This is a genomic window from Streptomyces sp. DT224, from assembly GCF_049844595.1.
Taxonomy (GTDB): Bacteria; Actinomycetota; Actinomycetes; order Streptomycetales; family Streptomycetaceae; genus Streptomyces.
Genome location: NZ_JBNCLI010000008.1, coordinates 101,125 through 122,770, shown reverse-complemented (window position 1 = coordinate 122,770; position 21,646 = coordinate 101,125). Strand labels below are relative to the sequence as shown.

The following is a 21,646-nucleotide window of genomic DNA, read 5'->3' as shown; positions in this document are numbered from 1 at the left end:
GTCAGCGGTGGCCGGGCCGGCTTCGTCCGGGCGGGCCGTCAAGCGGACTGCGCCGGCTGCCCCGCACGCCCGGCCCGGCTGATGACACTCGGCCACCACGCGCCGGGCCCGATGTCCACGACCAGTGCGGGCGCCAGCAGCGAACGGACCACCAGCGTGTCCAGCAGGACGCCGAAGGCCACGATGAAGGCGATCTGCGCCAGGAACGCGAGCGGGATCACGATCAGCGCGGCGAAGGTGGCCGCCAGCACCACGCCCGCCGACGTGATGACGCCGCCGGTGCTCACCAGGCCCCTCAGCATGCCCTGACGCGCCCCGTGCTCCAGCGCCTCCTCGCGGACCCGTGACATCAGGAAGATGTTGTAGTCGACGCCGAGTGCCACCAGGAACACGAATCCGTACAGGGGCACCGAGGCGTCCGTACCGCTGAAGCCGAAGACGTGCTCGAAGACCAGGGCCGAGACGCCCAGGGTCGCCAGGAAGTTGAGACCGACGGTGGCCACCAGCAGCACCGGCACCAGGACCGACCTCAGCAGGCCCATCAGAATCAGCAGGATGATGACGAGCACCACCGGAACGATGATGTTCCGGTCGCGCTCGGCGGTGCGCTGGGTGTCGTACTGCTGTGCCGTGTAGCCGCCGACGAGCGCGTCCGCCCCGGGGACGGCATGGACGGCGGTACGCAGCCGCTTCACCGTCTCCGTCGCCCCGTCGCTGTCCGCCGCGTCCTTCAGGGTGACGTCGACGCGGACCCGGCCGTCGACCACGAGCGGCCGGCCCCCCCCGGGCCGGCCCGAGGCCGTGACGGGCGCGGCGGAGGCCACACCGGGTGTCGCCCCGGCTGCCTCGGTGACCTCGCCGGCCCGGTCGGCGTCGGCGATGACGACGGCCGGGTTCCCGGCACCGCCCGGGAAGTGCTTGCTCAGCGTGGCCTGGGCGGAGACGGAGGGGGCGTCGTTCACGAAGGTCTCGTCCAGCGGAACGCCGTGGGACTTCAGAGTGGGGGCGAAGGCGGCGCACGCGACCAGGAGGACCGCGCAGGAGAGCCACACCTTGCGCGGGGCCCCGTCGACGCGCGCGGCGACCCGGCGCCAGATCCCGTGCCCGCCGGCCGCCTCGTCCGCGGGGCGCGGTGCGGCCGGCCAGTACGCCGCCCGCCCGCACAGGACCAGGACGGCGGGCAGGAAGGTCATCGTGCTCAGCACCGCGCAGACGATGCCGATCGCGCCGACGGGCCCCAGGGCACGGTTGTTCGTCAGGTCGCTGAGCAGCAGCGCGAGCAGCCCGAGTGCCACCGTGGCGGCGCTCGCGACAATGGCGCCGAAGGAACGGCGGAGCGCGGCCAGGGCGGCTGTCGTCCGGTCGCCGCGGAGCGCCAGCTCCTCCCGGAAGCGCGCGGTCAGCAGGAGCGCGTAGTCGGTGGCCGCACCGATCACGAGGATGGACAGGATGCCCTGGACCTGGCCGTCCACGCGGACGACGGCGTGCTCCGCGAGGACGTAGACGACGGCGCAGGCCAGCGCGAGGGCGAAGACGGCGCTGATGATGATCAGGAAGGGCAGCAGCACACTGCGGTAGACCAGCAGCAGAATCACGAGGACGGCGGCGAGCGCCACCCCGAGCAGGAGCCCGTCGATACCGGCGAACGCGTCCTTGAGGTCCGCCTGGGTGGCCGCGGGTCCGGCGATCTCGGCGCTCGTGCCCGCCACCGAACCGGCGGCGTCGCGCACCCGGTCCAGCGTGTCCGGTAGTTCGTCGCCGAGGTCGGAGCGCAGTTGCACGACGCCCGACAGGGCCTCGCCGTCCTCGGACGGCAGCGCCGGTGACGGGGTGCCGACCACGCCGGGCTTCCCGGACAAGGAGGCCAGCGCACGGGTCGCGGACGCGCGGGCGCCGTCCGGGAGTGCCCCGTCGTCGCCGGTCCAGACGACGATGGCGGGGACGGTCCCGGCCCGCTGGAACTCCTTCTGCTCGTCCGCGACCTGGGTCGACTCGGCGCTGCGCGGCAGGAACGCCGCCCGGTCGTTGGTCGCCACCTCGCCGAGCTTTCCGGCGTACGGGCCGAGTGCCCCGCCGATTCCGAGCCAGACGACAAGCAAAGCTACGGGGACGAGCCAGCGCACTACGCGGTACCTCGGTGGGGGCTTCATCGCTTCCTCAGGGGTCGACACATGACACACATGGCCCGAAGTCTCTCTGCCATTCATTATCTCAATGATCGAGAGATATTACTGTAGAGGCATGCGCACCGCAGACGAGAGCCCGGACAGAGGCACGGACGACGGGCCCACGGGCCTCCAGTCGTTCGCTGTGCTGCTGCGCCGTATGAACAGCGAGTTCAACCGCATCGCACATGAATTCGCCCAGGCCCAGGGTCTGCACCCGACGGATGTGCAGGCCCTCGTCGCCATCCTCGACGCGGACCGGGGGGAGGGCGGCCGCACCATGACACCGGGGCGGCTGCGTGAACAGCTGGATCTCACCTCGGGGGCGGTGACTGCGTGCCTGGACCGGCTGGAACGCGCGGGACACATCCGGCGGGTACGGGACAGCAGCGACCGGCGCGTGGTGCACGTGCACTACGCGGCCGCCGCGAAACATGTGGCCCGTGACTTCTTCAAGCCGCTGGCGGCGGGCACGGAAGCGGCGCGGAGGCAGTTCGCCGACGATGAGCTGCGTGTCGTGCTCCGCTTCCTTGAGGCGATGAACGAGGAACTGGCCCAGCTGCGCCGCACCGAACCGCGCGCGTAGGGCCGGCGCCCGCGGTCACTCCGCGACGGTCTCCGGCCGCTCGAGATCACGGACCGGGCAGCCGCGCACCCCGGGGGTGGGGAACGTCCCCAGGGCCGCCACCTCGTATCCCCCGGGGTAGCCCTTGATCTCAGGATTCTGCCGCGCGTAATGCGGCGTCGTGCGCGGCGGCAGCAGGCGTACGGCGCGTGCGCGCAGTCGCAGCGCGCCCCGGGTCAGGCTCCGGGCCACGGGCGCCGGACGCTCGTAGCGGAAGGCGCGCAGCAGCGGGTCGTCCAGGAGCGCGAGACTGGCGCCGCGAACGAGCGGTGCGAGGGGGCGGGGATACCAGGAGGCCATCAGATCCAGCGTGGCGTCGGAGACCGAGCGCGCGCCCTCGTCCCAGCCGAAGTGGGCGTCCTCGTAGGTGTCGAGGGTGCGCTCGAAGTCCTCGTACGTCTGCGGCAGGTCCTTGATCCCCATGCGGGCGCCGAGCGTCCTGTAGTACGCGGCGAACGCGCGCAGCTCGTGGTCGCACAGCCGGCGCCAGCCGTAGGCGTCGAGCCACCGCTTCGGGGTGACGACGAAGGTGCACAGGACGTAGCGCATGTCGTCGTTGCTGATGTCGTAGGCGGCGTGCATCCGGTTGATCCGGCGCAGGGCGGTGCGCCCCGGGTCGCTGTCGAAGCCGTGCTCGACGACGGTGTCCAGGAGCAGAGCGGTGTCGTCGTAGCGCTTCTGCGAACGGCCCGTCAGTTCGGCTGTTTCGGCGAGGAGTCGGCCGATGCTGGGGACGGCATAGGTGCGGTAGAGGGCGAGTTCGAGGGCGCGGGTGATGTCCCAGGGGAACTCGTAGGTGACGGTGATCCGGTAGATCTCCAGGAAGTCCCGCTCCGGATCGAGGCGTTGGATCTCCTTCAGCCGGTCGTAGCGCTTCACCGCACCGTCCCCCTTGTCCAGGTCGAGTGTCCCAGCCTACGTCCGGGGGCAGGACGGTGAGTACGCGCGACGCACGCGCGTTGACGTGTTGACGGAAGGCGGGGTCCCCATGACCGCGATATTCGGCGTTCTGCGCAGAGCCGTGACCACGGGCCGCCGGGCCGGCCGCCCCGGGACAGTCCCCGTGGCGGCCGGGCGCAGGCAGCACAACCTCTTCGAGGCGGCGGCCGTGTTCGTCGCGGCATCGGCCGAGGACGACGAGGAGCGGATGGACGAGGCGAGCGGCTGGGTGTCGCCCGAGCAGCTCTCCTTCGGTGTCAGCGAGCTGGCCTGCCGGGCGGTGATCGCCCTGGCCCGTGCACGCGACGCATCGCCGCAGGTGGTGGCACGAGAACTGCTCGGCCTGTCCGACGCCTGATCCGGGCGGAGCGGAGGGGACGCCCCGTGGGACATCCGTCCTCGTCAGGGCCTCGACGGCGGGGTTACCCACTGGTTAGGGTGCGCCGACGGAAATCATGACGGACGAGGAGAACGCAGTGACCGGGACGGACGACGCAGTCGCCGACGACGACGCGCTGTATGTGCTGACCGCGGTCCTGCTGACGCCCGCGCAGTTCCCGAGCGTGCTCGGCGACGACTATCCGGCGGCGTGCGCGGCGCTGGGCCTCGAACCGTACGCGGAGGGGTTCGGGCTGGTCCTGGGCCAGGACTCCGACGGCGCCCGGTGGACCGTCGTCGTGGACGACGTCTCCCTGGTGGCGGTGGCGATCGCGTCGTGGGACTGCGGGATGGAGTACGACCTGTCGCCGGACGACGAATCGGTGGTCTGCGCGCTCCCCGGCTGGCCGCTGGCCGTGGCCGTCGCCGCGCCCGGGGTGCCGGCCCCGCACGACCCGGACCCCGATCCGGAGGCCGACGGGGAGGACCCGGTCCCCCTGTCCCCTCCCGACACCGATGTCTGGGGGCCCGCCCAGCGCCGCCTGGGCGCGGACGCCATCGCCTCGCAGTGGGCCGCCTGGCGCGAACAGCTGGACGACGCGCCGGGTTCCGCCCCGGAGGGCGGGGAGGCCGGGGCGGCCGCGGAGGGGAACGACGCGGAGGCCGCGGGAGAGACCACGGCTCCCGGCACCGAGGCGGCGGAGGCCGGCATCGCCCCGGACGGCGCATCGCGGTCGGCGGCCCCCGTGGGGCACCCCGGCATCCGGCGGGCCCTGGCCGAGGCGCGCGGCTATCTGGACGATCCGCCGCCGCCGGGCCGCGTCCGGTCCTCGTTCGCGCCCGGGGACGCCCGGATGATCCGGGCCGACGGCCCCGGCTGGTCGATGGTGGCCAGGACCGACGACCTGGCCTTCCTGCTCCTGGACGACGTCCCAGGCGAGATTCTCCCGGTCAGGCGCGGGCCCGAACTGCCCGGTCTCCTCACAGCCCTGGACGCCCTCGCCGTACGCCCCGTCTGATCCCGCCGACGGGACGACCGCCGGCGGAGCAAGACCGGGCCGAGCGGGATCAGACGCGATCGAGCGGGCGGTGCGGCTCGGCAGGAAGCTCGGCCGTGACCGGGTCTCCGGGCCTTACCACGCCGCCGGCCTTGACGACGCTCATGATGCCGGCCTTGCGGACGATGTTCCCCGCCTCGTCCCGGCCGACGACCTGCTTGAGGAGGCCGCCCTGGAAGTTGTCGATCTGGGCGCACGGATTGCGCAGCCCGGTCACCACGACCACCGCCTCGTCGCCGAGATGCAGCAAGGTGCCGACGGGCAGGCCCAGCAGATCGATCCCCCGGGTCGTGATGTTCTCCCCGATGTCACCGGGCGCCACCTCGAAGCCCAGCGCACGGACCTCGTCGAACAGCTCCTCCTGGATGAGGTGGACCTGGCGCAGATTCGGCTGCGTCGGGTCCTGGGCCACCCGGGAGCGGTGCTTGACCGTGACCCCCGCGTGCACGTCGCCCTCCACGCCGAGGCCGGCGAGCAGGGTGACGCTGTCGCGGTTGGGCTTGGTGAAGCTGTAGGTCTCGTTCCTGCTGACGGCGGTCACGGTGCCCATCACGGCGGATACCCCTCTCAGCGGTCGGCCCTCAGCGGCCGATCTCCTTGCGGGTGATCCTACGGAGCCGTCGGCGCTGGCGGGGGTCCAGGGCGAGATACGCGAGCGTGGGAACGCCGACGAGCACGAGCAGGGACAGCCAGAACCCGATGAACGGCATCAGGACGACCGCAACGACGACTCCCCCGATGGCGATCTTGGCGCTGTTCGACATCGTCCGTACCTCCTCCGCGGCCCGTGGCCGCCTCTGATGGTGAGAACGTCCGCGCGCCCTCATCGGTTCCTGTTTCCCGCTCCCTCCTGCGAGGAGCGCCCGGTCACCGCAGCGGCGCACCGACCTCGTGCATATGGGTGAGGGCCTGCCGGTAGGACTCGACGAGTCCGGTCTCCGTGTACGGCAGGCCGATGGCCTCGCAGTGGGCCTTGACCAGGGGCTGGACCAGGCGCAGGTGCGGCCGGGGCATGCTCGGGAAGAGGTGGTGCTCGATCTGGTAGTTGAGGCCGCCGAGGAACCAGTCGGTGAGGACCGCTCCGCGTACGTTGCGCGAGGTGAGGACCTGGCGCCGGAGGTGGTCCCAGCGGTCCCCGTCGGGGTCGGGCATCTCCATGCCCTTGTGGTTCGGGGCGAAGGCCATGCCGAGGTGGAGTCCGAAGAGCGCGTGATGCACGAGCGCGAAGACGACCGCCTTGCCCGGGGACATGACGGTGAGGAGGAGGGTGGCGTAGAGGCCGAGGTGCGCGGTGAGCAGGAAGGCGGACAGGGCGCGCTCGCGCAGGGGCTGCCGCTTCAGGTACTGGAACCCGGAGACCTTCAGCGCGATGCCTTCGAGGAGCAGCATCGGGAAGAACAGCCGGGCCTGGTTGCGGGTGAGCCAGCGGGCGAAGCCCTCGCGCTGCGCGGCCTGCTTCTGGGTCCAGACGAGGGCGCCCACACCGACGTCGGGGTCCTTGTCGATGTGGTTGGGATTGGCGTGGTGGCGTACGTGCTTGTCGTTCCACCACGCCTCGTTCATGCCGAGCAGCAGGTTGCCGTGGAAGAGGCCGATCACACGGCTGACCTTGCGGTTGCCGGTTATCTGGGCGTGCCCCGCGTCGTGTCCCACGAATGCGGTACGGGCCCAGAGGAGCGCCAGGGGCAGGGCCAGCGGCAGCACCCACCAGGTGTTGCCGAGGAGGACGATGCCGGTGACCACGGCCGCCAGGGCGAGCAGGTTGACGGTGATACCGGCGGCGTACCAGCCGGTGCGCCGTTCGAGGAGTCCTTGCGCCTTGGCGTCTCGCAGCAGCGGCGCGAAGTCGCTTCCTGGGCTTCGGGCGCCGTCACGCGTGCGTTCCGCTGCGGCAAGGGTGGCCGTGGCCTGTGGCATGGTGTCTCCGGTCTCGAATCCGCTCCGACCTCAGGAAACGTACGGTTCACGGGGTGCTCGGAGCCATGGCGCCACCACCCGGGGCATGGTGGTGCCAGCACCCGCCCGGAGTGGGGGGCCGACTGCACCGGCAGCCGCGGCCGTACCACGGCGTGGCGCACCTCACACGAACCAGCGGCTCCCGGGCGCGGAAGTTGGGGTACCCTCGGCGACCTCGGTCGGCTAGTCAAATTTGAGGAATCTGACATCGCTGTGCACAGCCCCTCCTCCGCTTCCCTCTCCGAAATCTCCCCACTCGCCGGCTGTTCCGTGGTCTTCCTGCCGGGGGACCCCTCCCGCACCGGACACCTCGCTTTCTGGCACCCCGACGGCAGCGGCCCGCCCGAAGGCCCCGGCGAGCCCGGCACGCTGACGGTCGCCGACCCCGACGGACTGCCGTACGGGGTGCCGGCGCGCGTGCTGTCCGTCATCGACGGGCTGCCCCTGCTCACGCGTGCGCGGGCGGCGGCGCACGCCTCCTCGGCGGTGGCTTTCTGGGGCGCGGCCGGGCTTCTCGCCCTGCAGTTCGCCGCCCGGGGCCTGCTCCTTCCGGGGCTGAGCGCGACGGACCACGACAGTTGGCGGTCCGGGCCACTGACCCCCGACGACCTGATGCGCGTCCGTACCCTGGCCGCCTCCATGCCCCCCACCGCCCACGCCGTGCCCGTCGACGCGGCGGCCCGGCCGCTGCTCCTGCCCGAACCGGAAAGCCTGGTACGGGCGTTCCTCGACGCGGTCGCCGACTCGCTGCCCAGGACCGCCGCCGCGCCGCTCGCCGCTGGGGGGCCGGCGTTCACCGCGTGGGAGCCGCAGCGTCTGCCCGGCCACCGGGCCTGGGCCGCCGATGTCGCGGCGGGCCACGATGCGGGGGTCCGGCTGTCGCTGCGCGTGGAGGTGACGGGGCTCGACCGGGGCGAGGGGCCGGGTACCGGGCCTTCGTTCCGCGTGGTGCCGCAGATCCACAGTGTCAGCGACCCCGCCGTGGTCGCCGACGCCGCCGAGGTGTGGGCGGGCGGTGGCCCGGCCGCGGAGGCGTTCGGGCAGCGCGCCCGGATGGACACCCTGCTGATGCTGCGCCGGGCCGCCCGGGCCTGGCCGACGCTCACTCCGCTGCTGTCGGCGGCCGTGCCGGACGCGGTGGAGCCGGCCGACGAGGAGATCACCGAACTCCTCGGACCCGCCGCACGGGCGCTCGCCGCGACGGGCGTCCAGGTCCACTGGCCCCGGGAGCTGACCGCCCGCACGCTCACGGCGCGCGCGGTGATCGGACCGGACGGCAAGGAGGCGGACGCCGACGCGCCCAGGGGTCTCGCGCGTACCGCGTCGGATGCCGCGCCGCTGCTGTCGTCCGATGCGCTGCTGACCTTCACCTGGTGGTTCGCCCTCGGCGACCAGCAGCTCAGCCGTGAGGAGCTGGACCGGCTGGCCGAGGCGGGCCGGCCGCTGGTGCGGCTGCGCGACCAGTGGGTGCTCATCGACCCCGACGAGGCGCGGCGGGCCCGGGAGACGCAGGACCGGAAGGTCTCCCCGATCGACGCGCTGGGCGCGGCGCTGACCGGTTCCGCCGAGGTGGACGGGCGGCGGGTCGAGGTCCGGGCCACCGGCTGGCTGGAGCGGCTGCGCGAGCGCGTCGCCGACCCGGCCCGGCCGGACGGCGGCGGGGAGCCGGCGGTCGGTCAGCCGGCCGCGCTCACCGCGACCCTGCGGGGCTATCAGCTCCGGGGTCTGAACTGGCTGCACACCATGACCTCGCTCGGGCTCGGCGGATGCCTCGCCGACGACATGGGGCTCGGCAAGACGATCACCCTGATCGCGCTGCACCTGCACCGCCAGACCCTTGACGGAGGTGCCGGGCCCACGCTCGTGGTCTGCCCGACCTCGCTGATGGGCAACTGGCAGCGCGAGATCGAGAAGTTCGCCCCCGGCACCCCCGTCCGCCGCTTCCACGGCGCGGCCCGCACCCTGGACGACCTGGCACCGGACGGGTTCGTACTCACCACGTACGGGACGATGCGGCTGGACGCGCCGAAGCTCGCCGCGGCGCGGTGGGGCATGGTCGTCGCGGACGAGGCGCAGCACGTGAAGAACCCGTACTCGGCGACGGCCCGGGCGCTGCGGACCCTCGGCGCCGGGGCGCGGGTGGCCTTGACGGGCACCCCGGTGGAGAACAACCTCTCCGAGCTCTGGGCGATCCTCGACTGGACGACACCGGGGCTGCTGGGGCGGCTCGGCACCTTCCGCACCCGGTACGCGCGGGCGGTGGAGGGCGGGGACCCGGCGGCGGCCGAGCGGCTGGGCGCGCTGGTCCGGCCGTTCCTGCTGCGCCGGCGCAAGTCGGACCCCGGCATCGCGCCGGAGCTGCCGCCGAAGACGGAGACGGACCGGGCGGTGTCGCTGACACCCGAACAGGCGGGGCTGTACGAGGCGGTGGTGCGGGAGACGCTGGTGGCGATCGCCGAGGCCGACGGCATGGCCCGGCGCGGCCTCGTGGTGAAGCTGCTGACCTCGCTCAAGCAGATCTGCAACCACCCGGCGCAGTACCTCAAGGAGGACGAACCGCGCATCGCCGGCCGCTCGGGGAAGCTGGAGCTGCTCGACGAACTCCTGGACACCATGGTGGCGGAGGGCGCCGGGGTGCTGGTCTTCACCCAGTACGTCGCAATGGCCCGGCTCCTCGAACGGCATCTGGCGGCGCGCGGCATCGGCACGCAGTTCCTGCACGGAGGAACACCGGTCACCGCTCGGGAGGACATGGTGAACCGGTTCCAGGCGGGCGAGGCACCGGTGTTCCTGTTGTCCCTGAAGGCCGCGGGCACGGGACTCAACCTGACCCGGGCCGCTCATGTGGTGCACTTCGACCGCTGGTGGAACCCGGCGGTCGAGGCGCAGGCCACCGACCGCGCGTACCGGATCGGGCAGACGCAGCCGGTCCAGGTCCACCGGCTGATCGCCGAGGGGACGATCGAGGACCGGATCGCGGACATGCTCGCCCGCAAGCAGGGGCTGGCCGACGCGGTGCTCGGCTCCGGCGAGAGCGCCCTGACGGAACTCAGCGACGCGGAGCTGGCGGATCTGGTGGAGCTTCGAGGGGGGACGCGATGAGGGACGGATACGAGGCCGAGGAATTCGCCGACGGCGGCGGCGAACGGGAGGACGGGGCAGCCCAGGAGCGCACCTTCGCCGCCCTGCCCCCGGCGCCAGGACGCGGCTTCGCCGCTTCCTGGTGGGGGAAGGCGTGGCTCAAGGCGCTGGAGGACACCGCTCTGGACCTCCGGCAGCTGAAGGCGGGGAGGCGCGTTGCCCGGGAGGGCGGGGTCGGCGCCGTTTCCGTGCGCCCCGGCCGTGTCACGGCCGTGGTGCGTGAGCGGGACGGGAGCACCTACCGCAGCGATGTCCTGCTCCAGGAGCTGGACGAGCAGAAGTGGGACCGTTTCCTGGGCATGGCGACCGAGCGGACGGGGCACATCGCGGCGCTGCTCGACCGGGAGATGCCGCCGCACCTGGTCGAGGACGCCGCGGCGGCCGGCGTGGATCTGCTCCCGGGGATCGGCGACCTGGAACCACGGTGCACCTGCGAGGCGTGGGACCACTGCCCGCACACCGCCGCCCTCTGCTATCAGGTGGCGCGGCTCCTGGACCAGGACCCGTTCGTGCTGCTGCTGATGCGGGGGCGCGGCGAACGGGTGCTGCTGGACGGGCTCCAGGAGCGGATCGCGGTGGCGGCCGGGGCGCCGGACGTCACGGCCGGGGCCGGGGACCCGGCGCCGGACCCGGGCACGAGCGGCGTACCGGCGGAGCAGGCGTACGCCACCGGCTGCATCCTGCCCGCACTGCCGGCTCCTCCGGCGCTTCCGGGCGAGCCCGGCCCCGCCCCCTCGCTGGACACGGAGACGGACCCCGAGGCGGGCGTGGACCCGACGGCGCTGGAGATGCTGGCGCGGGACGCGGCGGCCCGGGCGCACCGGATGCTCGCCGACGCCCTGGCGCCCGGTCATGAAGGTCGCGCGGTGCCCGAGGGACTGACGGTGCGCCAGGACGCGGTCAGGCTGGCCGCCGAGGCGCGCCCGGAGCCGTGGATCGCCCACCGGCTGGCGAGCGGCGCGGGGACGACGCGCGCCGGGCTCCCCGCCGCGGTCGCGGCCTGGCGGTACGGTGGGGCGACCGCGCTCGCCGTGCTGGACGAGGACCGGCCCCTGGACGGCGAGGCGCTGGCCCGGGCCAGGACTCGGCTGGCCGAGGCGTGGGAGGAGGACGAGGCGCCCCGGCTGCGGGCCGAGCGCAACCGTTGGACATCGGCGGACGGCGGCCTCCAGCTCCGCTACGGACCGGACGGGCGCTGGTATCCGTACCGGAAGGAGCACGGTCAGTGGTTCCCGGCGGGTCCGTCCGACGACGATCCGGCAGCCGCCTGGGCGGAGACCCAGGGCGCCTGACGGCGTGTCGGCTGCACCCGAACGTCCCCTGCATGGCAAGGATTTGGGCGTCTGCCGTCTTTCGCGGCATGCGCGGCGCCCGTACGGTGGGGCCCGCACTCGGCGCCGCGCCTTCCGTATTCCTGCCCCTCTCACCCCCCACAGGAGTTCGCATGGAACGCAGAAGAATCCTTCAGGGCGCCGCGATCGCGGCGGCGGGAGCGCTGCTGCCCGCCTCTGTCCGCGCCGCTGCCGCGACGACGGGTGCCACGGATTACCCGGAGGCGCACTGGGTTCCCGCTTCGGCGTCCAACTACACGGCCTCTTCGCGCCCTTCGGCGTACCCCGTGCAGTACGTCATCGTCCACGTCACCCAGGAGACGTTCTCCGAGACGCTGTCCATCTTCCAGAACCCGGCGAAGCAGGTCTCCGCGCACTATGTGGTGCGCTCGGGCGACGGGTACGTCAACCAGATGGTGCGCGAGAAGGACATCGCCTGGCACGCGGGGAACTGGGACTACAACACCCGCAGCATCGGCATCGAGCACGAGGGGTGGGTGGACCGGCCCGTGTACTTCACCGACTCCATGTACGAGCAGTCGGCGCTGCTCACGGCCAATATCTGCGACCGCTACCGGATTCCCAAGGACAGGGCCCACATCCTCGGTCATGCCGAGGTGCCGGGCACCGACCACACCGACCCGGGCCCGAACTGGGACTGGGTCCGCTACATCCGCCTGGTCAATCTCCTCGGCGCGGGCTGACCGGGCTGCGCACGAAGAGGATCCCCTGCACGTCGCCGTCGGGCGCGCTGTAGACATGGGGTGCGTCGGCCCGCCACCGGGCCGATGCACCGGGCCCGACGGTGCCGAGGTCGTCGGGCGGCCCGACGACGGCGGTGCCGGCGAGGACCATCAGGCTCTCGGACGTGCCCGGCACATGGGCCTCCGACTCCTGCACCGCGCCGGCACGGATGGTCACCCGGAACACGTCGGTGACCGCTTCCCCGTCCTCGTACCGCTCGATGAGCACGGCGGTGACGGCGCTGCCGGAGACGCGCGCCGGCTGCCGGGAGGAGACTCCGTCCGGCGACGGGTCGCTCAGGACCGCGCTGAGGGGGCGGCCGAGGGCGGTGGTGAGGGCGTACAAGGTCTCCAGCGTGGGGTTGCGCCGGCCGCTCTCCAGCTCCGAGAGCGTGCCCTTGCCGACCCCGGAGCGCCGCGAGAGCTCCGAGAGCGACACGTCCATGCCGTGCCGCAGGGCTCGCAGCCTGCGCCCCACGTCCTCGTTCAGCCCCATCGCCGTCCGCCCGCTCGACCATCCGGTTGACGGGCACCGGCCCGCGTCTCTAGTGTTCCACAAACAGAACGTTCCGTATACGGAACGCCCGGCAACTCCCCCGGAAGTGGCTCACTGATGTCCGCGTTGACCCGCATACGTTCGGCCGCGCCCCCCTCCGCCGTGGTGGCCGGGCTGATCGCCGTGATGGTGGGGGTCACCAGCTCCGCCGCCCTGGTCTTCACCGCCGCCAAGGCCGCGGGGGCGGACGCGCGGGAGATCTCCTCCTGGATGCTGGCGCTCGGCGTCGGACTGGCATGCACCTGTGCCGGTCTGTCGCTGCGCCACCGGGCACCGGTGGTGACCGCCTGGTCGACGCCCGGCGCGGCCCTGCTGACGACCGGTCTGAGCGGGGTGTCCATGGCGCAGGCCGTCGGCGCGTTCATCTTCTCGGCGCTGCTCATCGTGGTGAGCGGCGTCACGGGCTGGTTCGCCCGGGTCATGAACCGCATCCCCGTGCCGCTCGCCGCCGCGCTGCTCGCCGGGGTCCTGCTCAGGTTCGGCACCGGCCTGTTCAGCACCATGCACCAGAGCTTCGCGGTCGCGTTCCCGATGTTCGTGATCTACCTGCTGGGCCGCCGCCTGCTGCCGCGGTACGCGGTGCTGCTGGCGCTGGCCGCGGGGGTGGCGGCCACCCTGTTCACCGGCGGCTGGCGGACCGGCGAGGTCCAGCTGTCCCTGGCCACACCGGTCTTCACCGCGCCCGAGTTCGACTGGAAGGTGCTCGTCAGCGTCGGCGCGCCGCTGTTCGTCGTCACCATGGCCTCGCAGAACCTGCCCGGCGTCGCCGTGCTGCGCGGTTCCGGCTACGACGTGCCGGTTTCCCCGCTGATGACATGGACCGGCGCGGCCAACGCCGTGCTGGCGCCCTTCGGGGCGTTCGGGCTCAACCTCGCCGCCATCACGGCCGCCATCTGCACGGGCGACGAGGCGCACCCGGACCGCGACAAGCGCTATCTGGCCGCGGTGTGGGCGGGGTTCTTCTACCTGTGCGTGGGGCTCCTCGGTGCGACCGTCGCCTCGCTGCTGACCGCCATGCCGCACGAACTCGTCATGGCGATCGCGGGGATCGGGCTCCTCGCGACGATCGAGTCCTCGCTGGCCACCGCGCTCGCCGACAAGGCGTCGCGCGAGGCGGCCCTCGTCACCTTTCTCGCCACCGCTTCGGGCCTGACGCTGCTGGGGATCGGCTCGGCGTTCTGGGGCCTGCTGGCCGGCCTCGTCACCAGCGCGATCGCCGCGGTGGCGCGCCCCCGGAGCGAGGAACCGGCACCGGAGCGGCGGCCCAGCGGACTCCCCGTGCGCTGACCGGTCCCGTGCCGCTGGGGCACACTGTCCCGTACGTGGAACACAGTTGCCCCGGGCACCGGTCGCGGGTTGGGATGGTTCCATGCAGAAAGCGGTATCCCCACCCTCCGCCGAATCCCTGGCACCCTTCGACCACCTGGACCACCGCTACCGCGGCGAACACCCGGTCCGCACCCTCGCGCTCCTCTTCCGCCCGGACCGGGGGCGACTGGCTCTCGCCGTCGTCCTCTTCACCGTGAAGCACAGCCCCATATGGCTGCTTCCCCTGATCACCGCCACCGTGCTGGACGTGGTGGTCCAGCACGGCCCGGAGTCCGAGCTCTGGAAGGCCACGGGCCTCCTGCTGTTCATCCTCGTCCTGAACTACCCGCTCCATCAGTGGTACGTGCGCTGCCTCGGCGGCAGCATCCGCCGCATGGGCATCACCCTGCGCTCCGCGCTCTGCCGCCGGATGCAGCAGCTGTCCGTCGGCTACCACGCCCGGGTCAGCTCAAGCGTGCTCCAGGCCAAGGTGGTCCGTGACGTCGAGGCCGTCGAGCAGATGGTGCAGCAGAGCGCCGACATGGGGCTCGGGGCCGTCGTGACGCTGGTCGGCGGGCTCGTCGTCATCGGCATCCGGGTCCCCTCGTTCCTGCCCGTCTTCCTGGTCGTCGTCCCCGCCGCCGGGTTCCTCGTGATGAAGCTGAGGGGCAGGCTCCGCAGCCACAACGAGTCCTTCCGGCGCGAGGTGGAACAGCTGTCGTCCCGGGTCGGTGAGATGACCACCCTCATCCCCATCACCCGCGCCCACGGCCTGGAGCGGACCGCGCTGGGGCGCGTGGACGGCTCCCTGCGGCAGGTGTTCGCCGCCGGCCTGCGCCTGGACATGCTCAACGGCCGGTTCGGCTCGCTGGCCTGGGTCCTGCTCAACACGCTGGGCGTGCTCTGCCTGACCGGGTCCGCGCTGGTGGCGTACCACGGCTGGCTGGCCGTCACCGCCGGTGACGTCGTCATGCTGAGCGCCTTCTTCACCGTCCTGACCGGATCGGTGACCACGCTGCTCGGCCTCGCGCCCATTCTCACCAAGGGCCTGGAGTCGGTCCGTTCGGCGGGCGAGGTCCTCCAGGCACCCGACCTGGAGCACAACGCGGGCAAGGCCCAGGTGGAGCAGGTCACCGGGCGCATCGACTTCGAGGCGGTCTCCTTCGCGTACGAGGACGAGCGGCCCGCCGTCGAGGGGTTCACGCTCTCCGCGCGGCCCGGCGAGACGATCGCCCTGGTCGGCGCGTCGGGAGCGGGCAAGTCGACGGTCCTCAATCTGCTCATCGGGTTCATCCGGCCCACCGCGGGGCGCATCCTGCTGGACGGCACCGACATGGCCGGGCTCGATCTGCGCAGCTACCGGCGGTTCCTCTCGGTCGTGCCGCAGGAGTCGATCCTCTTCGAGGGCAGCATCCGCGACAACGTCACGTACGGGCTCGGGCACACCGACGAGGCCACGCTGCTGAGCGCCCTGGAGGACGCCAACGCCATGGAGTTCGTCCGCCGCCTGCCCCAGGGCCTGGACACGGTGGTCGGTGAGCGCGGCGCCCGGCTCTCGGGCGGCCAGAAGCAGCGGCTCGCGATCGCCCGGGCGCTGATCCGCGATCCGCGGGTCCTGGTGCTCGACGAGGCCACCTCGGCGCTGGACAACCGCTCCGAGGCGCTGGTGCAGGAGGCGCTGTCCCGGCTCGTGCACGGCCGCACCGTCTTCGTCGTCGCCCACCGCCTCTCCACCATCCAGGGCGCCGACCGCATCGTGGTCATGGAGGGCGGCCGGATCGCGGAGGCCGGCACGCACGAGGAGCTGCTGAACCGCCACGGCGTGTACGCGGGCCTCCAGCCGGCGTTCCCGTGATCACGGAAGGGGCCCGGCCGCTCCCGGGCCCCCCGTTCACCAGTCGTGGACGGTCCCGTCCCGGAGCCGGTTGACGGGCAGATAGGTCTGCTCGTACGGGTGGGCCGCCGCGAGCTCCTCGTCCAGTTCCACACCGATTCCCGGGGCCTCCCCGGGGTGCAGGAAGCCGTCGGTGAAGGTGTACGCGTGCCGGAACACCTCCTCGGTGAGGGCGTTGTGGCCCGAGTACTCCTGGATACCGAAGTTGTGGACGGCGAAGCCGAGGTGGACGGCGGCGGCCATCCCGACCGGGGAGATGTCCTCGGGCCCGTGGACCGCGCTCTTGATCTGGTACTGGGCGGCGAAGTCGAAGAGCTTGCGCAGCGGGGTGACCCCGCCGAAGTGGGTGACCGCGCTGCGCACGTAGTCGATCAGCTGCTCGGTGATCAGCGTCTGGTAGTCGTACACCGTGTTGAAGACCTCGCCGAGCGCGAGGGGCGTCGTCGTGTGCCGGCGTACGAGCCGCAGGGCCTCCTGGTTCTCGGCGGGGGTGCAGTCCTCCAGCCAGAACGGGCGGTACGGCTCCAGGTCCTTGCCGAGCCTGGCCGCCTGAACGGGCGTGAGCCGGTGGTGGGCGTCGTGGAGGAGCGGTATCCCGGCGCCGAACTCCGCACGTACCGCTTCGAACACGGCCGGGGTGTGGCGCAGGTAGGCGTCCGTGTCCCAGTCCTCGACCAGAGGGCGCGCCTGCTGGTGCACGACGGGCGCGCCGTGCTCGTCGGTGGCGTGCACCCCGTAGACGGCCTTGAGACCGGGGATGCCCGTCTGGATGCGGACGGCGGGGTAGCCCTCGGCCAGCCGCTGCCGCACGGAGTCGAGGAGTTCGGGGATGTCGCGGCCGTTGGCGTGGCCGTAGGTGGCGAGGCGGTCGCGCGAGGCGCCGCCGAGCAGCTGGTAGAGCGGCAGCCCGGCGGCCTTCGCCTTGATGTCCCACAGGGCGACGTCGACGGCGGCGATCGCGGCCATGGTGACGGGGCCGCGCCGCCAGTACGCGCCCCGGTACAGGTACTGCCAGGTGTCCTCGATCCGGTGCGGGTCCAGGCCCGTGAGCAGGGGTACCACATGGTCGGTGAGGTAGCTGACGACGGCGAGCTCCCGGCCGTTGAGCGTGGCGTCGCCGAGACCGGTGAGACCTTCATCGGTCGTCAGTTTCAGCGTCACGAAGTTGCGGCCGGGGCTGGTGACGACGACCTGTGCGTCGGCGATCCTCATGGTGGCTCTCTTTCGGGCCGGCGGACGGCCGCCCGTCGCCCTGACCGGGGGCCGCCCGCTGCATAGAGTGACGTGCGTGATGGAGCGTGAGGATACGGGACGGACGGACGGGCGCCGGGCGGGCTATCCGGCGGCTGCGGTGGTCTTCGCCATCGGCATGGCCGGCACCACGCTGCCGACCCCGCTCTACGGGCTCTACCAGAAGGAGATCGGCTTCTCCGAGCTGATGGTGACCGTCGTCTTCGCCGTGTACGCGGTCGCGGTCATCTCCGTGCTCCTGGTGGCGGGCAACTACTCGGACAAGGTGGGCCGCAAGCCGGTGCTGCTGGCCGCCATGGGCCTGTCCGCCGCGAGTGCGGGGTGCTTCCTGCTGGAGAGCGGGCTGCCCCTGCTCTTCGCCGGCCGGGTGCTGTCCGGCGGCGCGGCCGGGCTGCTGAGCGGCGCGGCGACGGCTGCGGTCATCGAGCTGGCGGGCCCGGGGCAGAAGGCGCGCGCAGGGTTCGCCGCGACGGCCGCCAACATGGGCGGCCTGGGCTGCGGCCCGCTGCTCTCCGGCGTGCTGGCCGAGTACACGCCCTGGCCGCTGTCCCTGCCGTTCTGGGTGCACCTGGGTCTGGTCGCCGTGGCGTGCCTCATCACGTGGCGGCTGGCGGAGACGGTGGCCGAGCCGCGCCGGTGGCCCCGGCTCGAACCGCAGGGCGTCGGGGTGCCCGCCGAGGTGAAGGGCGTGTTCGTGCCGGCCTCGCTGGCCGCCTTCGCCGGTTTCGCGCTGCTCGGCCTGTTCACGGCGGTCGCGCCCAGCTTCGCGGCCCGAACGCTGGACGTGCACAACCTGGCGGTGACGGGCGCGGTGGTGTTCTCGGTCTTCTGCGCCTCGACGGTCGGGCAGTGGCTGGCCCCGCGCGTCGGGGCGCGTCGCGCACTGCCGCTGGGCTGCGCCGTGCTGATCGCCGGACTGCTGCTCGTCGCCTCCTCGTTGCTCGCGAAGTCGCTGGTGCTGCTCGTCCTGGGCGCCGTCTGCGGGGGCATCGGGCAGGGGCTCGCCTTCCGGGCCGCGCTGACGCTGGTGAGCGAGGCGGCCCCCGCCGAGCACCGGGGCGGCACGATCTCGGCGTTCTTCGTCGTCGCCTACACGGGGATCTCCCTGCCGGTGGTGGGGGTGGGCGCGCTGGCGACCGCGGTCGGGCTGCGGGATGCCGGGCTGGTCTTCACAGGCTGCGTGATGCTGCTGGCGGCGGTGTCGGGGACGTACGCGGCTCTGCGCACGCCGTCCGAGGGCTGACGGGCGGCGCGGACGCCCACCACGGAACGGACGAATTCCCCCATTCGGGCTATATTTATATTTTCTTAGACTATTCCCTTCACTGGGCTCGGGGATCCGTTCCGACCACGAGGAAGGTGCGTCCGATGACCGCTTCCACCCGAGTCCGCCGCCTGCTGGCCGGCGCCGCAGCGACCGGCCTGCTCGCCGGCGGAGCCGCCCTGGGGACCGCCGGGACGGCGCAGGCCGCCCCGGCCCCCGCACCGGCCGCCGTATCCGCCGCGACCCACCACCACGGCCATTGCACCTGGCAGGAGGGCCACTGGCAGAAGCAGTGGGTCAAGGGCCACTGGGCGAAGCAGTGGCACAAGGGCCACTACGCCGACCACAAGGTCTGGCACCCCGGACACTACGACCGGCACGGGCACTGGAAGCCCGGTCACTGGACCCACCACACCCAGTGGGTCAAGGGCCACTGGACCAAGGTCTACGTCCCCGGCCACTGGGACACCCACTGGGTGAAGGGGCACTGGAACTGCCCCGGGTGAGCGGCCTCAGCCGCACTCCTTCCCGTTCAGCGTGAAGGAGTCCGGATCGGCGGCCGGCGCGCCGTTCGCCTGGAACCCGAACGAGGCGCTGCCGCCCGCCGGGACCGAGCCGTTGTGGCCGGCGCTCTTGACCGTGACCCGGGTGCCGCTCTGCGTGGCGGTCGCGTTCCACGCGTTGCTGACGCTCTCGGCGCCCTGGAAGTCGAAGGCCAACTGCCATCCGTCCAGCGGCGTCGACCCGATGTTCTTCACCGTCACATCGGCGGTGAAACCCGTGCCCCATGCCTGGCTGACCCGGTAACTGACGTCACAGGCCCCCGGCTCGGGGTCCGGCGTGTCCGTCGGACCGGGCGTGTCCGTCGGATCGGGCGTCGGGGAGGGGTCGGGGGTCGTCGTCGGGTCGGGCGTGTCCGTCGGGTCGGGGTCCGGCCCGGGGTCCGTGCCGTCGGGTGCGCTCCCCCACTGGGGCGCCGAACCCTCGAGCAGCACCATGTGCGGGGCGTCGACGGGCGTGCCGCCCGGGGTCGTCGCCGTCGACGGGTAGGACCAGTCGTTCGACGGGTCCCAGGCGCCGGCGGAGCTGATCCGGAACTGCACCTCCTTGCGGTATGCGGACTGGCCGGCCGGCGCGATGTCCGTACCCGAGCAGTCCACCGCGGCGTAGTAGACGTCGCCCGCCACATGCGTGGGGCCCGTCACCTCGCCGCACTGGTTGTAGTTGGTGGTGAAGCTGATGTCGTCGGGTGCGACGCCCGGCTCCAGCGTGAAGTAGTAGCGCACCGAGGCGTCGGTGAGCGCGCGGGCGGGCCAGGCCGACCGGTTGATCAGGTACGCCTTGATCTCGGTGAAGTTGGCGCCGGTCGCGTTCACCGACGCCTGGACGGACATCTCCGGCCCGTCCGGCTCCTCCGGCTGCGGGAAGTTCGCGAGCGGGGCCCCGCCGTACTCCGCGTAGAGCCGGGCCAGCGCTCCGGTGAACGCGGCGTTGTAGTCGGTGGCGACCTCGTTGTTGACGTAGTTGCCGCGGTCGTCCGTGTAGGAGTCGTCGGGAGCGCTCGGGCCGCCCACCAGCGCCCCGTACAGCGTGTGGCGGCTCTCCACCGGGTTGTTCATCTGGTCGGTCCACGAACCGTGGGCCGTACGGTGGTGCGGCTTGGTCGGCGGGTTCTCGCCGAAGCCGACCACGTAGCTCGATCCGCGCGGGTTGTCCCCGAGCGCGTAGTTGATCTGGCGGACCGCGAAGTCGTGGTACCTGGCCTTGCGGGTGGTGTCACCGGTCAGCCAGTCGGAGTAACTCAGCGCGGCGAAGGCGGTGTTCGCGGCGTACCTGAGCGAACCCCAGCTGTCCAGCACGGCCTGGCCGCCGGGTGAGTAGGGCACCCGCTGCCCGTTGACGCCGACCGTCCACCAGTCCAGCCAGCGGTTCGCGTCGTCGATGTACTTCTGCTTGCCCGTCAGCTGGGCGAGCAGCACGTAGGCCCCGTAGGAGGTGTCGTCCCAGGAGAGCGTCCAGCGGTAGGACCGGGTGCTGGACTGCGGCTCGGTGGAGAGGCTGTCGTAGTACGACTCGGCCTTGGCGAGGTACGTGGTGTCGCCGGTCGCCTTGTACAGCCAGATGGCTCCCCAGACGAGCTCGTCCTTGTACCCGCTCCAGGAGTTGTAGTAACTCTGCGCGTCGGTGATGCAGTCGCTGTACTTGCCCCGGTAGGTGTCGGCGAAGGTGTACAGCTGCTTCGCGTGGGTGAGCAGCTTCGCCGCGTACGCCGGGTCACTGTCGGAGAACACCATCGAGGAGGAAGCCAGGGCCGCGGCCGTCTGACCGGCCAGGTCGCTTCCGGGGCACGAGGCGTCGATCTTGTACGCCGGGCGCTTCATCGGCATCACCTCGGCGGGGCCCCACCACTTGTGGTCGTCGCCGCCGTTGCCGACCTGCCCGTACAGCACATTGGGCGAGGGGTGGGCCTTCAGGAGGTAGTCGTCCACGAAGCGCAGGTTGTTCCGCAGGTACGGCAGCTGGCCCGAAGCCTGGTAGGCCGCCCTCTGCTCCGTACCGCCCCAGGCGAGCATGGTGGCCGAGTAGGCCATGGGGAGGCCGAACTTCACATGGTCCCCGGCGTCGTACCAGCCGCCCGTCAGGTCCAGGCCGGCGTCCTTGCCGTCGTCCAGCGCGGAATCGCCGCGCCAGGAGACGCGGTTGGTGTCGGGCAGCCTGCCGGACTGCTGGGCCTCGTAGAAGAGGACCGACTTCTGCAGCGCCTCGCCGTAGTCGAAGGCGGGGGCGGCCGCCGCACCGGCCGGCAGGGACAGTGGGAGCAGGAGGCCGGCGCCGACGGTGAGTGCCAGGGCGACGGCTCCGAGGGGGCCTGGTCTTCGGGACCGCCTTCGCAGGGCGGGGAGGGTGAGCGAGCGCAACGGACTTTCCCTTCGTCACGTCGGTGGGGGTGCCGGGTGTGTGCGGGGTGCGTGCGTGACCCATGAGGCGTGGGAGCGCTCCCAAGGGCGTTGCTCATGAAGCCAGTTCCGGCGGGAAC

At 72.2% G+C, this 21,646-nt stretch carries 18 protein-coding genes; 10 read left to right on the top strand and 8 right to left on the bottom strand.

Annotated features, from left to right (window positions below):
• Positions 1-38: 38 nt before the first annotated feature.
• Positions 39-2,150, bottom strand: coding sequence for an MMPL family transporter (locus ACLQ2N_RS21095; protein ID WP_425815240.1), 2,112 nt, complete (start codon positions 2,148-2,150; stop codon positions 39-41).
• 91 nt (positions 2,151-2,241) lie between these two features.
• On the opposite strand from ACLQ2N_RS21095, the gene ACLQ2N_RS21090 reads away from it, so the two are divergent.
• The gene (locus ACLQ2N_RS21090; RefSeq protein ID WP_425815238.1) at positions 2,242-2,751 is read left to right on the top strand and encodes a MarR family winged helix-turn-helix transcriptional regulator; all 510 of its coding nucleotides are present in this window, start codon (positions 2,242-2,244) and stop codon (positions 2,749-2,751) included.
• A gap of 15 nt (positions 2,752-2,766) precedes the next feature.
• Here the strand turns inward: ACLQ2N_RS21090 and ACLQ2N_RS21085 are convergent, their stop codons facing one another.
• Entirely contained in the window at positions 2,767-3,669 is a 903-nt protein-coding gene (locus tag ACLQ2N_RS21085) for an oxygenase MpaB family protein (protein WP_425815236.1), read from the bottom strand.
• Positions 3,670-3,778: 109 nt separating this feature from the next.
• Between ACLQ2N_RS21085 and ACLQ2N_RS21080 the strand changes: the two genes are divergently transcribed.
• On the top strand, positions 3,779-4,087 hold the full coding sequence (locus ACLQ2N_RS21080; protein WP_425815234.1) for a hypothetical protein: 309 nt from the start codon (positions 3,779-3,781) through the stop codon (positions 4,085-4,087).
• Positions 4,088-4,205: 118 nt separating this feature from the next.
• Positions 4,206-5,126 (top strand): hypothetical protein, encoded by a 921-nt coding sequence (locus ACLQ2N_RS21075; RefSeq protein WP_425815232.1) that lies wholly within the window; start codon positions 4,206-4,208, stop codon positions 5,124-5,126.
• A gap of 49 nt (positions 5,127-5,175) precedes the next feature.
• Here ACLQ2N_RS21075 and ACLQ2N_RS21070 read toward each other — a convergent pair whose 3' ends face one another.
• The 3 genes from ACLQ2N_RS21070 to ACLQ2N_RS21060 form a co-directional block, all read right to left on the bottom strand.
• Positions 5,176-5,706, bottom strand: a complete 531-nt coding sequence (locus ACLQ2N_RS21070) for an MOSC domain-containing protein (protein ID WP_425815766.1) — start codon at positions 5,704-5,706, stop codon at positions 5,176-5,178.
• A gap of 40 nt (positions 5,707-5,746) precedes the next feature.
• A complete protein-coding gene (locus ACLQ2N_RS21065) occupies positions 5,747-5,929 on the bottom strand; it encodes a hypothetical protein (protein WP_425815230.1) in 183 nt (60 codons plus the stop codon).
• Positions 5,930-6,032: 103 nt separating this feature from the next.
• On the bottom strand, positions 6,033-7,082 hold the full coding sequence (locus ACLQ2N_RS21060; protein ID WP_425815228.1) for a fatty acid desaturase family protein: 1,050 nt from the start codon (positions 7,080-7,082) through the stop codon (positions 6,033-6,035).
• Positions 7,083-7,334: 252 nt separating this feature from the next.
• Between ACLQ2N_RS21060 and ACLQ2N_RS21055 the strand changes: the two genes are divergently transcribed.
• From ACLQ2N_RS21055 to ACLQ2N_RS21045, 3 genes are all read left to right on the top strand, one after another.
• Positions 7,335-10,223 (top strand): DEAD/DEAH box helicase, encoded by a 2,889-nt coding sequence (locus ACLQ2N_RS21055; RefSeq protein ID WP_425815226.1) that lies wholly within the window; start codon positions 7,335-7,337, stop codon positions 10,221-10,223.
• Entirely contained in the window at positions 10,220-11,554 is a 1,335-nt protein-coding gene (locus ACLQ2N_RS21050) for an SWF or SNF family helicase (RefSeq protein WP_425815224.1), read from the top strand. The genes ACLQ2N_RS21055 and ACLQ2N_RS21050 overlap by 4 nt, the downstream gene beginning before the upstream one ends.
• Before the next feature lie 152 nt (positions 11,555-11,706).
• Positions 11,707-12,297 carry an N-acetylmuramoyl-L-alanine amidase gene (locus ACLQ2N_RS21045; protein WP_425815222.1) on the top strand — a complete coding sequence of 197 codons (591 nt, stop codon included), beginning with the start codon at positions 11,707-11,709 and terminating at the stop codon, positions 12,295-12,297.
• On the opposite strand, the gene ACLQ2N_RS21040 is transcribed toward ACLQ2N_RS21045, so the two are convergent.
• On the bottom strand, positions 12,275-12,832 hold the full coding sequence (locus ACLQ2N_RS21040; RefSeq protein WP_425815220.1) for a helix-turn-helix domain-containing protein: 558 nt from the start codon (positions 12,830-12,832) through the stop codon (positions 12,275-12,277). The genes ACLQ2N_RS21045 and ACLQ2N_RS21040 overlap by 23 nt on opposite strands.
• Before the next feature lie 117 nt (positions 12,833-12,949).
• On the opposite strand from ACLQ2N_RS21040, the gene ACLQ2N_RS21035 reads away from it, so the two are divergent.
• Together ACLQ2N_RS21035 and ACLQ2N_RS21030 are read left to right on the top strand one after the other, a co-directional pair.
• Positions 12,950-14,179 (top strand): benzoate/H(+) symporter BenE family transporter, encoded by a 1,230-nt coding sequence (locus ACLQ2N_RS21035; RefSeq protein WP_425815218.1) that lies wholly within the window; start codon positions 12,950-12,952, stop codon positions 14,177-14,179.
• 82 nt (positions 14,180-14,261) lie between these two features.
• Positions 14,262-16,055, top strand: coding sequence for an ABC transporter ATP-binding protein (locus tag ACLQ2N_RS21030; RefSeq protein ID WP_425815216.1), 1,794 nt, complete (start codon positions 14,262-14,264; stop codon positions 16,053-16,055).
• Positions 16,056-16,091: 36 nt separating this feature from the next.
• On the opposite strand, the gene manD is transcribed toward ACLQ2N_RS21030, so the two are convergent.
• Positions 16,092-17,306, bottom strand: a complete 1,215-nt coding sequence (gene manD / locus ACLQ2N_RS21025) for a D-mannonate dehydratase ManD (protein WP_425815214.1) — start codon at positions 17,304-17,306, stop codon at positions 16,092-16,094.
• Positions 17,307-17,385: 79 nt separating this feature from the next.
• On the opposite strand from manD, the gene ACLQ2N_RS21020 reads away from it, so the two are divergent.
• Both ACLQ2N_RS21020 and ACLQ2N_RS21015 read left to right on the top strand, forming a co-directional pair.
• Positions 17,386-18,588 carry an MFS transporter gene (locus tag ACLQ2N_RS21020; protein ID WP_425815764.1) on the top strand — a complete coding sequence of 401 codons (1,203 nt, stop codon included), beginning with the start codon at positions 17,386-17,388 and terminating at the stop codon, positions 18,586-18,588.
• 125 nt (positions 18,589-18,713) lie between these two features.
• The gene (locus ACLQ2N_RS21015) at positions 18,714-19,115 is read left to right on the top strand and encodes a hypothetical protein (RefSeq protein WP_425815212.1); all 402 of its coding nucleotides are present in this window, start codon (positions 18,714-18,716) and stop codon (positions 19,113-19,115) included.
• Positions 19,116-19,121: 6 nt separating this feature from the next.
• On the opposite strand, the gene ACLQ2N_RS21010 is transcribed toward ACLQ2N_RS21015, so the two are convergent.
• Positions 19,122-21,527, bottom strand: coding sequence for a glycoside hydrolase family 9 protein (locus ACLQ2N_RS21010; protein WP_425815210.1), 2,406 nt, complete (start codon positions 21,525-21,527; stop codon positions 19,122-19,124).
• Between the last annotated feature and the right edge of the window lie 119 nt (positions 21,528-21,646).